Genomic DNA, 16001 nt, shown 5'->3' with positions numbered 1-16001 from the left:
GCCTGCGCCAAAAGCGCCCGAGATCGCGCTGCCGCCACCCGCGCCTCCGCCGCCGGTGGTGATCCAGCCCACGCCGGCCCCGAGCAATTCGCCCGTGCTCGCGGATGATCCGACGATCAAGGGCCTGAACGAAAAGCTCGACAAGAACCCGGATGACGCGGCTGCGCTGTATCGCCGCGGCCAGGTCTTTGCCAGTAAGGGCGCCTACGACCTCGCGGTGAAGGACTTCACCAATTCGCTGCGGCTGAACCCGAAGGATGTCGAGGCCTATAACAACCGCTGCTGGGTCCGCACCGTGATCGGCGACCTGCAGGCGGCGCTGAAGGACTGCAACGAGGCGCTGCGGCTGCGCCCGAATTTCGTCGATGCGCTCGACAGCCGCGGGCTGATGAACCTGAAGGGCGGGCAGAACAAGAACGCCATCGCCGATTTCGACGCCGCGCTGAAGATCAACCCGCGGCTGACCTCGTCGCTGTACGGGCGCGGCCTTGCCAAGAAGCGCAACGGCGCGGTCGCGGAAGGCGATCTCGACATCGCCAACGCCAAGGCGATGGACCCGAACATCGTCAAGGAATTCGCCGACTACGGCGTGCAGTGACAAATGAACGAGGCCTGTCCGCGGCTCGAACCACTGATGAAATTGCGCGACTAATCAGAGGGTGCGTGCCGGGCAGCGATGCCCGCGATCAATCCGAAGAGTTGCATGGAACCGCGCCAGCCGGCGCAGGAGGGACCGAAATGTTCAAGCCGTCGGCAAGGGCCGCGATCCTTTCAATCGCGACCGTCGGCGCCGTGCTGTCGTTCGGCATGGCGGCCGCCCGCGCTGGTGACGTCACCGAGGATCAGATCATCAAAGCGCTGACGCCCGAGAAGAAGCCGCTGACCCGCGGCCTTTCGGCCGGCCCGCAGACCTCGCCCGGGCTGAACGCCGACCAGGCCAAATTCGTGAAGAGCGTCCGCGGCCGCGCGACCCGCTCACTGTCCTCGACTGAGCGCGAGGAAATCGCGACCATCGTGCAGGACAAGCCGAAGATCGATCTCGAGATCAACTTCGACTACAACTCCGCCGACATCAGCGCGAAGTCGCTGCCATCGGTGCAGGCGCTCGGCCGCGCCTTGACCAACCAGGACCTGAAGGGCTCGACCTTCGTGGTCGCCGGCCACACCGACGCCGCCGGTGGCGAGGACTACAATCAGGGCCTCTCCGAGCGCCGCGCCGACGCCATCAAGCGCTATCTGGTCGACAAATATGGCATCAACGGCACCGATCTCGTCACCGTCGGCTATGGCAAGAGCAAGTTGAAGGACCCGAGCCACCCGATGGCGGACATCAACCGGCGCGTGCAGGTCGTGAACATGGAAAACAAGGACACCGCCGCCAAGTGATGGGCGGTGGCGTGGCCCCTTTTTGAGGTTACAATGCGTCCCGCACCCCGGCGGGGCGCATTTGCTTTAGGGCCGAGCCCCAAGGCGGCCCACAGGTGACCCGCCTCACATGACATCAGGGCATGATCCGGAACAATGGACCCCGACCTTTCCGATGCCCACACAATACGACGGCGAGAAGAGACTTCGACGAGCGCCCAAGACGATCACTGTCGATACGCGCCAAGCTCTGGATTGATCAGGCGATGAATTTTTCCCAATACCTCAAGCCTGCGCTCAGCACGGTGGTTTTCCTCGCGCTGGCTATCGCCTATTACGCGTTCGAGCACCGCTCCCATCCGGAGGAGAAGGAGACGCCGGGCCAGGCGCTGGTCGTGGTGACGAAGTCGACCAATGCCTGCTTCTCCGACATGGTCCGCGTCACCGGCTTTATCGTGCCGCGCCGCGAGGCGCAGGTGAATGTCGACCAGGACGGCTCCAAGGTCACCGACGTGCTGGTCCGCGAGGGTGACACCGTGACCGAGAACCAGGAACTGGCGCGGTTGACCCCGCCGCCGCAGCAGGCGGCGCAGGGCAATGCCAAGCCGATCGTGCTGCGCGCGCCGGCCGCTGGCCTCGTCACCGAGGTGCGCACCGCGCCCGGCGCTCCGGCCTCGCCGCAGGCTCCGCCGATGTTCAAGATCTCCGTCAACAACGAGATCGAGCTCGACGCCGAGGTGCCGGGCTTCCAGCTCCTGAAGCTCAATCCCGGCGCCAATGTCCGGATCAGCCGCGACGACGCGCCCGATATTGTCGGCAAGGTCCGCCAGATCTCGCCGCAGATCGACCGCGCCACCCAGCTCGGGCACGTCCGCATCACCATCAACAACAATCCGACGCTGAAGGTCGGCATGTTCGCGCGCGCCAATATAGACGCCAAGCGCTCCTGCGGCGTCGCGGTGCCACGCACCGCGATCGACCGCCTGACCCTGCAAGTCGTGAAGGGCAACACGGTCGAGACCCGCAGGGTGCGCGTCGGGCTGACGTCCGACACCTCGACCGAAATCCTTGAAGGCCTCGACGTCGGCGAAATCGTCGTGGCCGATGCTGGCACCTCGCTGCATGATGGCGACCAGATCAAGACCATGTTCGCCGACGAACTCGATCGCACGCGATCACGCTAATTCGGGCACGCTAATGGCTTTGAACATCTCGGCTTGGTCGATCCGGAACCCGCTTCCCTCGATCGTCTTCTCGATCATCCTGCTGGTGCTGGGCTGGGTCTCCTTCACCAAGCTCGCCGTGACGCGGCTGCCGAGCGCTGACATTCCGGTGATCTCGGTCGCGGTCTCGCAATTCGGCGCAGCGCCCTCGGAACTTGAATCGCAGGTCACCAAGACGATCGAGGACGGCGTCTCCGGCGTCGAGGGCGTGCGCCATATCTCGTCCTCGATCACCGACGGCCTGTCGGTGACCACGATCCAGTTCGCGCTGGAGACCAACACCGACCGCGCGCTCAACGACGTCAAGGACGCGGTGACGCGGGTACGCGCCAACCTGCCGCAAAACGTCACCGAGCCGTTGATCCAGCGCGTCGACGTGATCGGCCTGCCGATCGTGACGTACGCTGCGATCTCGCCTGGCAAGACGCCGGAGCAGCTCTCTTACTTTGTCGACGACGTGGTCAAGCGCGCGCTGCAGGGTGTGCGCGGCGTCGCCCAGGTCGAGCGCATCGGCGGTGTCGAGCGCGAGATCCTGGTCTCGCTCGATCCCGACAAGCTGCAGGCGGTCGGGCTCACCGCGGTCAATGTCAGCCAGATCCTGCGCGGCACCAATGTCGACGTCGCCGGCGGCCGCGCCGAGATCGGTAAGAACGACCAGGCGATCCGCACGCTGGCCGGCGCCAAGACGCTGAACGAGCTCGCCGGCACCATGATTCCGCTGTTCGGCGGCGGCGAGATCCGGCTCGACGATCTCGGCACCGTCACCGACACCATCGCCGACCGGCGCACCTTCGCCCGCTTCAACGGCGAGCCGGTGGTGGCGCTCGGTATCAAGCGTTCCAAGGGGGCCAGCGACGTCGTCGTCGCGGCCGCGGTGCAGAAGCGGATCGACGCCCTGAAAATTGCCTATCCCGACGTCGACCTCAAGCTGATCGACACCTCGGTCGAGTTCACCAAGGGCAATTACGAGGCCGCGATCTCGACCTTGTTCGAGGGCGCGATCCTCGCCGTCATCATCGTGCTGCTCTTCCTGCGCGATATGCGCGCCACGATCATCGCCGCGGTTTCGCTACCGCTGTCGATCTTCCCGGCGTTCTGGGCGATGGACCTGCTCGGCTTCTCGCTGAACCTGGTCTCCTTCCTCGCCATCACGTTGTCGACCGGCATTCTCGTCGACGACGCCATCGTCGAGATCGAGAACATCGTCCGCCACATGCGGATGGGCAAGACGCCCTATCGTGCTGCACTTGAAGCGGCCGACGAGATCGGCCTTGCGGTGATCGCGATCTCGCTCACCATCATCGCGATCTTCGCGCCGGCGAGCTTCATGTCCGGGATCGCCGGGCAGTTCTTCAAACAGTTCGGCATCACCGTGTCGGTGCAGGTGTTCTTCTCGCTGCTCGCCGCGCGTTTCGTGACGCCGGTGCTGGCCGCGTATTTCCTCAAGCACCATGACCACGACGACCCGCCGCCCGGCCGCATCCTGCGCGGCTATCACGGCCTCGTCACCTGGTCGGTGAAGCACCATTACATCACCGTGCTGATCGGCTTTGCGGTCTTCGCCGCGTCGATCTGGAGCATCACGCTGCTGCCGCAGGGCTTCCTGCCGGCGCAGGACACCGCGCGCTCGCTGCTCGCAATGGAGCTGCCGCCGGGCTCGCAGCTTGCCTATACCGAGAAGGTCACCGAGGAGATCGTGGCGCGCCTGCGCAAGCGGCCCGAGGTGCGCAGCGTGTTCGTCGACGGCGGCCGCGTACCGCCGGGCACGCTGGAGGTACGCCGCGCCGCGCTGATCATCAACTACACGCCGAAGGCCGACCGCAAGATCACCCAGCGCGAGCTCGAGCTTTCGATCGGCAAGGAGCTCGAGAACGTCCCTGACATCAGGTTCTGGTTCCTCGACGAGAACGGCCTGCGCGCGATCTCGCTGGTCGTCACCGGCACCGACAGCAACATCGTCAACAACGTCGCGAGCGAACTGGCGACGCAGATGAAGCGGATCCCGATCATCGCCAACGTGATCTCGGAGACCGCGCTCGACCGGCCGGAGCTGCGCATCCGTCCGCGCGCGGAACTCGCGGCGCGGCTCGGTGTCTCGACCGAGAGCCTGTCGCAGACCATCCGCGTCGCCACTATCGGCGACGTCGGCCCGGCGCTGGCCAAGTTCGACGCCGGCGACCGCCAGGTGCCGATCCGTGTCCAGCTCGAGGACAATGCGCGCAGCGACCTGCAGATGCTGGAGCAGCTGCGCGTGCCGCTCGGCCAGCGCGGCGAGCGTGGCGGCGTACCGCTGTCCGTCGTGGCCGACATCCAGCTCGACCAGGGCCCGACCAGCATCAACCGCTACGACCGCGAGCGGCAGGCGACCGTCGCCGCCGATCTGGTCGGCAATGCCGCGCTCGGCGACGCCACCAAGCTGATCTACGACCTCCCGGTCATGAAGAGCCTGCCGAAGGGCGTCAAAGTCAGCCCGTCCGGCGACGCCGAGAGCCTCGCCGAGCTGTCCGACGGCTTCGCCACCGCGATCACCGCCGGCCTGATGATGGTCTATGCCGTGCTGGTGCTGCTGTTCGGCACCTTCCTGCAGCCGATCACCATCCTGTTCTCGCTGCCGCTCTCGATCGGCGGCGCGATCGGCGCGCTGCTGCTGACCGGCAAGCAGCTCACGACGCCGGTGTGGATCGGCATCCTGATGCTGATGGGCATCGTCACCAAGAACGCCATCATGCTGGTGGAATTCGCGGTGGAGGCGATCCGCGACGGCAAGGCCCGCGAGGAAGCCATGATCGACGCCGGCATGAAGCGCGCCCGCCCGATCGTGATGACCACGATCGCGATGGCCGCCGGCATGATGCCGTCGGCCCTTGCGTTCGGCGCCGGCGGCGAATTCCGCTCGCCGATGGCGCTCGCCGTGATCGGCGGCCTGATCTTCTCGACCGTGCTGTCGCTGGTGTTCGTGCCGGCGATGTTCATGGTGATGGACGACATCGGCGGCTTGATCTGGCGCTTCGGCAAGCGGCTCGTGGTCTCACATGCCGACCACGAGCTGACCCCGAGCGAGCACCCGACCGACCAGACCAAGCGGCCGCCCGGCCCGCCGAGCGTGATCTCGCCTGCGGCGGAGTGAGCTGGGGCGCGCCTCGCCTGCGGTGCCGCTAAAGCATAGTGAGGTCAGGTTTGGCAGCAGTCGCGCAGGCCGCCGTCGCACGGGCGCGCTGCCAAAATATCGAAAACAACCCCATGCAAAGTAGCCGGCGGCCGCCGGCGTTCGACATGGCAGCTTGACTCGTCGGGCAACTCAGCGGTACTTTTCCATTATTCCGAAATCATGATGTGAGTCTGCGGCTCGTCCAACACGTCGTCCCTGCCTAGTGCGCAATTGCGCATGGTGTCATCACCCGCGCATGCGGGTGATCCAGTATTCCAGAGACCGCAGTGCTTGAACCGAGGAGCCGCGGCGTACTGGATCGCCCGGTCGAGGCCGGGCGATGACGCCGTTAGGCCGGGATATAGCCTCACATCCTCTCATGACAACGCAAGCGGGAGCGGCGTAACGAGTCCGCTGCTAGTCCGATTCAATCTGGTTTCATCAAGTTCTAGTAGAGCCGCGTGCGATAGGCCTCTTCCATCGTCTTCTCGGCGACCTCGACCTCGACCGCCGCGGTCTGCTCGGCGATGATCCGTCCCAGCGTCGGGAAGCTGTGGCGCTCGACCTGCGCGGCCGGATTCCAGAGTTTTGCGCGCATCAGCGCCTTGCCGCAATGGAAGTAGGTCTCATCGACATGCAGCTTGATGCCGATGATCGGCGTGACGTTCTGCACCGTCAGCGGCGTCAAAAGGCCCGGCTCCTGCGAAATCTCGGCCCGCCCATTGATCCGCAGGGTCTCGTTGATGCCCGGCACCATGAAGATCAGGCCGACCCCGGGCGAGGCCAGGATATTGCCGAACGTATCGACGCGGTTGTTGCCGCGGCGGTCCGGGATCAGCAGCGTCTTGTCGTCGATCACCGAGACGAAGCCAGGCGCATCGCCGCGCGGGCTGGCGTCGGCATGGCCCTTGCCGTCGCTGGAGGCGATGACCAGGAACGGCGACAGCGCGATGAAGTCGCGGCAGAACTTGTCGAGATGGTTGAGCACCTTCTTCTCGGCAAGCGGGCTCAATTGCCCAAAATGCGCGCGAAGACCCTCCTGCGACTTGACCGGCGGCTTGCCGCCTGCGCCCTCGTGACCCATAGCGAACCTCCCTTTGTTGTTAGTTTACACCGCGTCGATGCCGGAATCGATCCTCGCCGTCTGGCGTGCGCCGGCCGCGGCCGCAAAGCCCGGCTGATCGAAGAAATCGCGGCCCGGAATCGCATCAAGCAGGTCGCGCGTATAGGCCTGGCGCGGCGCGGTGAAGACCTCGGCGGTGGTGCCTTCCTCGACGATGCGCCCCTTCTGCAGCACGATGACGCGATCGGCGATCTCGGCGGCGATGCGCAAATCATGGGTGATGAAGATCATCGCGAGCCGCATCTCCTGGCGCAGCTCGGCGAGCAGCGCCAGCACCTGGGCCTGCACCGAGATGTCGAGCGCCGACACCGCCTCGTCGGCGATCAAGACCCGCGGCTTGAGCGCGAGCGCCCGCGCGATGCAGATGCGCTGCCGCTGGCCGCCCGAGAATTCGTGCGGGTAACGATCCGCGGCGGTCTCCGACAATCCGACCCGTGCCAGCAGCTTCCTTGCCTGCGCCATCGCCTCGGCGCGCGAGGTGCCGTAGGCCATCGGCCCGCGCGCGATGGCATCGCCGACCTTCTGGCGCGGATCGAGGCTGGCAAACGGATCCTGGAACACGATCTGAAGCCGCCGCCGCGCCTGGCGCAACGCTTCACCACGCAACAGCCGGAGGTCGGCGCCGCCGAAGCGGATGGCGCCGGCATCCGGCTCGGTCAGCCGCATGATCATGCGCCCGAGCGTGGACTTGCCGGAGCCGGATTCGCCGACGACCGCCAGCGTCTCGCCCTCGTGGAGCGTCAACGAGATGCCTTCCGCGGCGACGACTTCACGCGGCGGCTGCAACCAGCCGCGCTTGACCCGAAAGGTCTTCTGCAGGCCGACGACTTCCAGCAGCGGCTCCGGTCGCACGATCGTGTCATGGATGTCCGCAAGCCGCGCCTTCGGCACCGCGTCGATCAGTTCGCGCGTGTAGGCGGCTTGCGGATTGCGCAGCACCTCACTGGCCGTGCCCTGCTCGACCACCTTGCCATGGCGTAGCACCACGACGCGGTCGGCGACATCGGCGACGACGCCGAAATCGTGGGTGATCAGCAGCACGCCCATGCCGCGCTCGCGCCGGAGATCGTCGATCAGGCGCAGGATCTGACGCTGGGTCGTGACATCGAGCGCGGTGGTCGGCTCGTCCGCGATCAGCAGCGCGGGCCGGTTGGCCATCGCTATCGCGATCATCACGCGCTGGCGCTGGCCGCCGGACAGCTCGAACGGATAGCTTTTTTCCAGCAGAAGCGGATTCGGCAGCCCGACCTGCGTCAGCAGCGTCTGCACCCGCTCGCGAACCTCCGCCATCGACGGTGTGGGCCGCTGGTGCGCCAGGATCATCTCCTCGATCTGTTTGCCGACCCGCTTGAGCGGGTTGAGCGAGGACAACGGCTCCTGAAAGATCATCGCGGCATTGCCGCCGCGCAGGTTCCGCAGACCGCGGCCGTCGAGCTTCGACGGATCCTGCCCCGCGACCGTCACGGCACCGGACACGACGTCGACGCCCCGCGGCAAAAGCTGCAACACCGCATGGGCGATCATCGACTTGCCGGAGCCGGATTCGCCGACCAGACAGACCACCTCGTTGGGCTTGATCTCAAACGACACATTCTCGACGGCCAAAGGCCTGTCGCCGCCTTTCGGCAGCGCGATCGAGAGGCGATCGACGGCGAGAACCGGCGCGTTAGCTTGCACGGATTCGCTCATGACCGGCGCCTCGAGACGCGTGGGTTGAGCACATCGGACAGGCCCTCGCCGAACAGGTTGATCGCCAGCACGGTGACGAGGATGGCAAGGCCGGGAAACACGCTCATCCACCACGCATTCCGGATCACGGTGCGCCCCGCGCCGATCATGAAGCCCCACGACATCAAATTGGGATCGCCGAGCCCCATGAAGGACAGCGCGCTTTCCAGCAGGATCGCGGTGGCCACCGTCAGCGACGTCACGACCAGGATCGGCGAGATCGCGTTCGGCAGGATGTGGCCGAGCACGATGCGCCAGGTGCGCTCGCCCTGACACTGCGCCGCCTCGACGAATTCGCGGTGGCGCAGCCGCAGGAATTCCGCACGCGTCAGCCGCGCCAGCGGCGGCCAGCTCACCGCCCCGATGGTCAGGATGATCGTCAGCAGCGACGGATTGAACGTCGCGACCAGCAGGATGGCCAGCACGAAGGCCGGAATGGTCTGGAACAATTCCGTCATCCGCATCAGCACCAGATCAACCTTGCCGCCGAAATAGCCCGAGATCGCGCCGACCACGACGCCGATCGCCATCGCAGCGAGCGCCGATGCGATGCCGATCAACAGCGAGACGCGCGCGCCATACGCGACGCCGGCCGCGACATCGCGGCCGAGCGTATCGCCGCCGAGCCACAGCCCGTCCTCGCCGGGCGGCGTGAACGGCGCGCCGACCATCTCCCAGGGCGAGACCGGAAACATGATCGGCGCGATGATCGCGACAACCACGACGATCAGCAGCAGGACAAGCCCGATCATGCCGCTGGGATGACGCAGGAAGGCGCGCACCGTCTCCATCACGCCGCTCCCGTGGTCATGCGCGGATCGATCAGCCGGTAGACCAGATCAGTCAAAAGGTTGAGCACGATCACGACGATCGAGAGGATCAGGAAGATGCCGAGCAGGACCGGATAGTCGCGCTGCAGCAGGGCCTCGAAGGTCAGGCGGCCAAGGCCGGGCCAGGCGAACACCGTCTCGATCACCACGGCGCCGCCGACCAGCGCGCCGGCCTGCATGCCGGCGACGGTGACGACCGGCACCAGCGCATTGCGCAGCATGTGACCGACGACGATACGCGTTCCGGACAAGCCCTTGGCGCGCGCCGTCTTGATGAAGTCCTGCTGCGCGACCTCGATGATCGAGGATCGCATCAGCCGCGCGTAGATCGCCAGATAGATCGCCGCCAGCGAGGTCACCGGCATGATCATGTGCTTCATGATGTCGAGCGCATGCGCGATCGGCGAAAGCTGGACGTTGATGGTCTCGTAGCCGAACGGCGGCAGCCAGCCGAGCGTCACCGAGAACACCAGCACCAGCATCAGCCCAAGCCAGAACACCGGCGTCGCATAGAGCACGAGCGAGAGCACGGTGAACACCGTATCGAGCACGCTGCCGGCCGCGAGCCCCGCCAGCGCGCCGAGCGCGGTGCCGATCAGGAGCGCGAGACAGAACGCCGTGACCGTCAGCAGCAGCGTCGCCGGCAGCCGTTCGAGGATCAGATCGACGACGGGGCGGCGCTGCCGATAGGAATAGCCGAGATCGAGCCTGACGATGCGGCCGAGGTGGCTCACGAGCTGCACGAAATACGGCTTGTCGAGCCCGTACTCCTTGCGCAGATCGTCGAGCAGCTTTGGATCGGACGCACCGGATTGCCCGGCCATGACCTGCGCCGGGTCGCCGGGGGCGGCCCGCACCAGCACGAAGTTGAACGTCGCGATGACGAGGATCACGGCCACGAGCTGTGCGATGCGGCTGATCGCCTGGAGCCCGATCGCCGCTGCGCTCCCGAGTGGCGTCACGATTTGTAGACCGACCCGAAGGTTTCGTGCGATCCGATGCCCGTCGTCACGATGTTCCTGAACGCCTTGTCGTAGATGATGGGATATTCGATCTCGAGCGTCCAGGCCACGGGCACATCCTCGACCAGGATCTGCTGCACCTTGCTATAGAGCTCCTGGCGCTTGGCTGCATCGAGTGTGATTGCCGCCTCGTCGAACAGTTTGTCAACCTCGGGATTCGAGTAGCCTTGTGTGTTCGAGAACAGGATGCCCTTCTTGATGTTCGACGAGATATAGGTGCGCGCGACGCCGAGCGCGGGATCGCCGAGCTGGTAGAGCAGGTTCTGGGTCATCTCATAGTCCCAGTTGCCGACCTTCTCGGCCCAGCCGGCCATGTCGGTGCCGACCAGCACGAGGTCGATGCCGACGCGTGCAAAGCTCTGCCGGAAGAATTCGCCGGCGCGTTGATAGGACTCGCTATAGGGCGGCACGATATACTTGATCTCGGCCCGCTTGCCGTTGGCGCCAGGCTTCAATCCCATGTCGTCGAGCAGCGCCTTGGCCTTGTCCACGGAGAACTCGTAGCGCTTCACGTTCGGATCGTAGAACCGCGTCTTCGACGAGATCGGGCCGGTCGCGACCTTGGCGTTGCCGAAATAGACGCGCTTGCTGAACGCCTCGCGGTCGATCAGGTGCATCACCGCCTGGCGGAACCGCTTGTCGTTCATCGGCGCGATGCGGTTGTTCATTTCGAGCCATTGATGCGGCGCGAAATACTCGTAGCCCTTGGTGGTGAATTCAAGGTTCTTCTGCGCCTTGAAGCGCTGCACGTCATAAAATTCGACGTCAGACCATTGCACGAGCTGCACCGTGCCGTTCTCGAGCGCGAGCGCACGCGACGCCGCGTCCGGGATCACGCGGTACACGATCTCGTCGAGATAGGGCTCGTCCTTCAGATAGTAACCGTCGTGGCGGACGAGGTGAACATGCGAGCCGCGCACCCATTCCTTCAGCTTGAAGGGGCCGGTGCCGATCGCCTTGTCGTTCTCCGGGTTCTTGCGATAGTCGGTGCCGTCGTAGATGTGCTTGGGCACGATCGGGGCGGACGTGCAATCGAAGCAGCCGATGAACGGCGCGAACGGCTGCTTCAGCTCGAACACGACGGTGAGCGGATCGGGCGCTTCGGCCGATGCCACGCGCGAAAAATTCTGCCGCGCGCGCGGATGCGTCTCCACCAGCAGCTTCATGCAGCTGAAGACCACGTCCTCCGAGGTCATCGGCTTGCCGTCGTGGAAGGTGATGCCGGGAAACAGCTTGAATGTGTAGGTCAGGCCGTCCGGCGAGACCTCCCAGGACTGCGCCATGCCGGGCATCGGCTTGAGGTCGGCGTCGTATTTCAGCAGGCCTTCATAGATCTTGCCGCCGAGCGTCAAGGTCGGTTGCTGCTGGTTCAGCGCGGTCACCAGAACCGGCGGCTCGGGCTGGATGATGGTGTTGAGCGTTCCACCGCGGGTCTGGCCCGCTGCCCGCGTGATGCCGAACGGGATGGCTGCACCGCAGGCCAGCATCGCCTTGGTGAATTCGCGTCTGTTCATCGGACCTCTCCGTCGCCGCGCGTCAGGCATTCGATTTCGGCGAATGTCGCGGGGTGAGGCATTGTTGCCAAACGCCGTATCCCGCGCTACCTGATTGGGGACAACAACCATCGCGATCGGGCCAACTGGCCCGGAAGATGCATGAGCACCCTGCGAAAACGACGATCGATCAGGAGCTCACGACACTTGAAAGTCGCAGCGCGACGAAATGACACCGCCGGCCTGCGCGTGTGCCGCAAGCAATCCGGTCCCGTAGCTGCCGCGCATTATGCCGGACAATTGCAACTGGTCGAACGGCCGCTCGCGGCGATGGCGGCCTCGTATCCGAACGAAAGCACGAGCGCGCGACACGCGCATCGCCGCGATCAGTTCATCTTGCAGACCGCAGGCGTGACCTCGATGATGACCGAGCGCGGCCATTTCGTCGTGCCGCCCGGCCACGGCCTGTGGATTCCGGCCGGCGTCGCGCACCAATCGCGTGCATGGGGTGAAGTCGAGATCCAGACCATCTATGTCACGCCGGACCGTGTGCGGAATGCGCCGGCAACCTGCCGCCTGATCAGGGCCTCCGCATTGGTCGAAGCGCTGATGGAAGAAGCGGTGCATATGCCGACCCGTTACGATCCGGAAGGGCGCGACGGCCGGCTGGTCGATTTCCTGCTCGATGAGATCGGCAGGATGCCTGAAGTATCGCTGCATGTGCAGGTACCGCCCGACCCGCGGCTCGCCGCGATCTGCGAAGCGGTGCTGGTCGATCCGAGTTCCGATCTCACGCTCGACCAATGGGCCGATCGCAGCCAACTCAGCCGGCGAACATTGACGCGTTTGTTCCGGCGCGAGACCGGACAGAGCTTTGCGGCCTGGCGTCAGCGGGTGCGGCTGCTCGAAGCGCTGGCGCGGCTCGGCGCTGGCGAAGCCGTCACCTGCGTTGCGCTCGACGTCGGCTATGACAGCCCGAGCGCGTTCGCCGCGATGTTCAAGCGCGAACTCGGCGCCGCGCCGCGCCAATATCTGCGCTGGGCCAATCCCGAAGTGGTGATGAGGTAGGCGAATTCGCGTCACGCACTCGCGGAACGCAAAACCCCTGCGGTCGACGGGAAAGACCGCAGGGGTTTGCAGGTGGATGGCGTGAGGCCAGCGAGGCTGGGTGTCACCCCAAGGACCGGCACGCGGATGAAAGCGATACCCACCTCCTCATGCAAGCAAGTCTTTTAGGCAGGAGTGCGTCAACATTCGCAAGCAAGGCGCGCGAGAGGACGGCGATCCTCGCGCGCGCGTTGCATGCAACCGTCTAGTCGTTGCGTGCGACCGCCGTCAGCTTGGTCATGTTGTGCAGCATGATCCGTCCGCGCTGCAGGTCGACGATGCCGTCCTTGCGCCAGGTCTGCAGCTGCCGGTTGACGCTCTCGCGCGCCGCGCCGACGAAGATGCCGAGCTGTTCCTGCGAGATGTGCACCTCGGAACCGAAATCCTCGGCCAGCGCGCACAGCCGGCGTGCGAGGCGGACCGGCAACGGCTGCAACACGGATTCTTCCATCCGCTCGCTCTGCCAGCGAATGCGCTGGCACAGCAATTCGATCAGGCGGACCGCGACCTTCGGCTCACGCTCGAGGAAGCCCAGGAAATCTTCCCGCCGCAGGACGAACAATTCGGTGGGCTCGCCCGCGGTCGCATCCGCGGTGCGCTCCTGACCGTCGAGGACGGCGACTTCGCCAAATAGATCGCCGGATCCCATGAAGTTCAGTGTGAGCCGGCTGCCGTCGGAGGCACCGGTTTCGATGCGCATCTGGCCGCGGCGGACCCCAAACAGGGCGTCGCCGGGATCGCCTTTCTGGAACAGCACCTCGCCGGTGGCGAGCTGCTGGGTGTGGCAGAGGCCCGAAAGCCGCGCCAATTCGTCCGCACCGAGATCGGCGAACATAGGGTTCATTTTCAGAATGACCGCAAATTCGGCCTGTTTGCTCATTGTATTGCCTTCCAAATCGATCCAAGCGGTCCCCTCCGCCCGGTTAGCAACAATCACCCTCATAAGAGTGTGTGAGAGGTCACATAAGTTCATGCTGGTAACGGATTATTTTTCCGGCCGTTGGAGCGAGGTCCCGTTTGCGGGATAATCTCGTGCGATCGGCCGTGCCTTTCCACGGCGGAACTCTGTCTGCCCGGCCTGGAATATCGAGATGAGAGCACTGAAATTCGCCGGGGCCGCCATCGCTGCCTTGATCGCGATCATCGCGCTGGTGGCCGCGGTCGGGATCCGGTCCTCGTTCCTCGCCTCGGCCATCACTGAGCGGGTCGAGCGGGAGACCGGCTACACGCTCACTATCAATGGCGGCGCCAAGGTTGGTTTCTGGCCGACCGTCAATCTGACGCTGAGCGATGTCGTGTTGCAGGACTCGCGGGAGCGCGAGGCCAACAACCGGTTCGCGGCTGATCGGGTCGAGGCCGAGATGACGCTGTCGAGCCTGTGGTCGGGCCAGCCCGACATCACCGACCTTGCGATCGTCAAGCCGGTGATCAATCTGCCGCTGCAGCGCGAGCGTACCCGCGACCACAATCCGCCGGCGAAGTCTTCCGCCTCCGACAGCGGCGGCCTCACGATCCGGCATGTCAGCGTCACCGGCGGCACCATCGTGTTCTCCAATGTGCGCGACCGGGTCGAGAACCGGATCGAGACGCTCAATGCCGATGCGACCATCGGCAACGACCGCAAGATCGTCGTCACGGGGAGTGCGAGCACCAGTGACAAGCCGCTGAAGTTCGAGATTCGCGCGACCGCGCCGCAGGCGCCGCTGGAACGCCAGAACGTGCCGGCCGAGTTCAACATCGACGCACCTGGCCTGTTGCCCGCGGCGATCAAGGCGAACGCGGAACTGCGCCTGAACGGCACGGTGCTGATGTTCAACGGCGTATCCGGCACGCTCGGCGATGGCGGCTTCACCGGCTGGGCCTCGGTCGACTTCGCCAGCAACAAGCCGCTGCTGAAGCTCGATCTCGACTTCCAGCGCATGACGATGGCGCTGACGCCGAGCCAGCCCGATGCGGCGCAGTCATTGGGCACCAACATTTGGAGCAATGCGTCGATCGACCTTGGCGGGCTCAATTATGTCGACGCGCAGGCGCGCATCTCGACGGCGGAGCTCGTGATCGGCGACGGCCGCTTCGTGCAGGCGGCAATCGATGCATCTGTTGACAGCGGCGTGCTGAAGGCCCGGCTCGCCAATCTCGGCGCCTATGAGGGCACCGCCAATGGCGACGTCACGATCGACGCGAGGGGCGCTACTCCAACCTGCGCGCTGCGGCTCGACCTCGCCGGCGTGCGCGCGCTGCCGGTGCTGAAAAGCCTTGCCGAATTCGACAAGCTCGACGGCAAGATGCAGGCGAAGATCGCGCTGACGTCGCAGGGCACCAGCGCGCGCGCGATCGTCGGCAATCTCGGCGGCACCGCCTTCGTCGTATTCCAGGACGGCAAGATCCTCGGCCTCAACGTCGCGCAGATGATCCGCAACCTCACCACCAGCACATTGTCGGGCTGGCAGCAGAGTGAGGCACTGTCGACCGATCTCAGCCAGCTCTCGGCCTCGTTCAAGCTCGACAAGGGCCAGGCCGTGACCACCGATCTCAATCTGATCGGCCCGCTGGTGAAGATGAGCGGGGTCGGCACCGTCGATATCAACACCCGCCAGATCGGGTTCCGCGTCGAGCCGCAGCTCGTGATGACCACCGAAGGCCAGGGCCGCGTCGGCAATCCGGTCGGCCTCGGCATCCCCGTGATGATCGAGGGGCCCTGGGTGTCCCCGCGGATCTATCCGGAAATGCAGGGCATCCTCGACAATCCCGAGGCCGCCTATGCCAAGCTCAAGGAGATGGGCAAGGGCCTGTTCGGCGGGAACGGCCAAGGGCTGAGCCAGGGCCTCAACGGGCTCAGCAACCTCCTCAACGGCGTGCAGAGCGGCGGAACCGGCGCGCAGCCCGGCACGGGCCAGGCTGCGGGCGGTGCGACCGCCGGCCAGAACAACCCGCTCGGCGGACAGCTCGGCGACACCATCGG

12 protein-coding genes are annotated in these 16001 nt (G+C 65.3%); 6 read left to right on the top strand and 6 right to left on the bottom strand.

The window, feature by feature from the left end:
- From H8B02_RS34510 to H8B02_RS34495, 4 genes are all read left to right on the top strand, one after another.
- A partial coding sequence (locus H8B02_RS34510) for a tetratricopeptide repeat protein (RefSeq protein ID WP_229170327.1) occupies window positions 1–598 on the top strand: 598 nt, incomplete at its 5' end.
- A gap of 140 nt (window positions 599–738) precedes the next feature.
- On the top strand, window positions 739–1386 hold the full coding sequence (locus H8B02_RS34505) for an OmpA family protein (RefSeq protein ID WP_229170325.1): 648 nt from the start codon (window positions 739–741) through the stop codon (window positions 1384–1386).
- Window positions 1387–1631: 245 nt separating this feature from the next.
- A complete protein-coding gene (locus H8B02_RS34500; protein WP_229170323.1) occupies window positions 1632–2549 on the top strand; it encodes an efflux RND transporter periplasmic adaptor subunit in 918 nt (305 codons plus the stop codon).
- Between the two features lie 13 nt (window positions 2550–2562).
- Window positions 2563–5715, top strand: a complete 3153-nt coding sequence (locus H8B02_RS34495) for an efflux RND transporter permease subunit (RefSeq protein WP_229170318.1) — start codon at window positions 2563–2565, stop codon at window positions 5713–5715.
- 469 nt (window positions 5716–6184) lie between these two features.
- Here H8B02_RS34495 and H8B02_RS34490 read toward each other — a convergent pair whose 3' ends face one another.
- Genes H8B02_RS34490 through H8B02_RS34470 form a run of 5 tightly spaced genes read right to left on the bottom strand, consistent with a single transcriptional unit; the run spans window position 6185 to window position 11953 of the window.
- Window positions 6185–6820, bottom strand: coding sequence for a pyridoxamine 5'-phosphate oxidase family protein (locus H8B02_RS34490; protein ID WP_229170316.1), 636 nt, complete (start codon window positions 6818–6820; stop codon window positions 6185–6187).
- Window positions 6821–6844: 24 nt separating this feature from the next.
- The gene (locus H8B02_RS34485; protein ID WP_229170314.1) at window positions 6845–8548 is read right to left on the bottom strand and encodes a dipeptide ABC transporter ATP-binding protein; all 1704 of its coding nucleotides are present in this window, start codon (window positions 8546–8548) and stop codon (window positions 6845–6847) included.
- The gene (locus H8B02_RS34480) at window positions 8545–9378 is read right to left on the bottom strand and encodes an ABC transporter permease (protein ID WP_229170313.1); all 834 of its coding nucleotides are present in this window, start codon (window positions 9376–9378) and stop codon (window positions 8545–8547) included. The genes H8B02_RS34485 and H8B02_RS34480 overlap by 4 nt, the downstream gene beginning before the upstream one ends.
- On the bottom strand, window positions 9378–10379 hold the full coding sequence (locus H8B02_RS34475; RefSeq protein WP_229170309.1) for an ABC transporter permease: 1002 nt from the start codon (window positions 10377–10379) through the stop codon (window positions 9378–9380). Before H8B02_RS34475 ends, H8B02_RS34480 begins: the two co-directional genes overlap by 1 nt.
- A complete protein-coding gene (locus tag H8B02_RS34470) occupies window positions 10376–11953 on the bottom strand; it encodes an ABC transporter substrate-binding protein (protein WP_229170308.1) in 1578 nt (525 codons plus the stop codon). The genes H8B02_RS34475 and H8B02_RS34470 overlap by 4 nt, the downstream gene beginning before the upstream one ends.
- Window positions 11954–12139: 186 nt before the next feature.
- Here H8B02_RS34470 and H8B02_RS34465 point away from each other — a divergent pair, with 186 nt between their 5' ends.
- Window positions 12140–13000, top strand: coding sequence for an AraC family transcriptional regulator (locus H8B02_RS34465; protein WP_229170307.1), 861 nt, complete (start codon window positions 12140–12142; stop codon window positions 12998–13000).
- 244 nt (window positions 13001–13244) lie between these two features.
- On the opposite strand, the gene H8B02_RS34460 is transcribed toward H8B02_RS34465, so the two are convergent.
- Window positions 13245–13919, bottom strand: coding sequence for a Crp/Fnr family transcriptional regulator (locus H8B02_RS34460; RefSeq protein ID WP_176534276.1), 675 nt, complete (start codon window positions 13917–13919; stop codon window positions 13245–13247).
- A gap of 211 nt (window positions 13920–14130) precedes the next feature.
- Here H8B02_RS34460 and H8B02_RS34455 point away from each other — a divergent pair.
- Window positions 14131–16001 (top strand): AsmA family protein (locus H8B02_RS34455; RefSeq protein ID WP_229170305.1); only part of this gene is annotated, 1871 nt, incomplete at its 3' end.

The organism is Bradyrhizobium altum, from assembly GCF_020889705.1.
GTDB classification, from domain to species: domain Bacteria; phylum Pseudomonadota; class Alphaproteobacteria; order Rhizobiales; family Xanthobacteraceae; genus Bradyrhizobium; species Bradyrhizobium altum.
Note: the sequence above shows the minus strand (reverse complement) of the source record. Positions and strands in the feature narration are given on the sequence as shown.

Coding starts and splice junctions, on each gene's coding strand:
- H8B02_RS34505 (WP_229170325.1), top strand. CDS start 739: ATGTTCAAGCCGTCGGCAAGGGCCGCGATCCTTTCAATCGCGACCGTC.
- H8B02_RS34500 (WP_229170323.1), top strand. CDS start 1,632: ATGAATTTTTCCCAATACCTCAAGCCTGCGCTCAGCACGGTGGTTTTC.
- H8B02_RS34495 (WP_229170318.1), top strand. CDS start 2,563: ATGGCTTTGAACATCTCGGCTTGGTCGATCCGGAACCCGCTTCCCTCG.
- H8B02_RS34490 (WP_229170316.1), bottom strand. CDS start 6,820: ATGGGTCACGAGGGCGCAGGCGGCAAGCCGCCGGTCAAGTCGCAGGAG.
- H8B02_RS34485 (WP_229170314.1), bottom strand. CDS start 8,548: ATGAGCGAATCCGTGCAAGCTAACGCGCCGGTTCTCGCCGTCGATCGC.
- H8B02_RS34480 (WP_229170313.1), bottom strand. CDS start 9,378: ATGGAGACGGTGCGCGCCTTCCTGCGTCATCCCAGCGGCATGATCGGG.
- H8B02_RS34470 (WP_229170308.1), bottom strand. CDS start 11,953: ATGAACAGACGCGAATTCACCAAGGCGATGCTGGCCTGCGGTGCAGCC.
- H8B02_RS34460 (WP_176534276.1), bottom strand. CDS start 13,919: ATGAGCAAACAGGCCGAATTTGCGGTCATTCTGAAAATGAACCCTATG.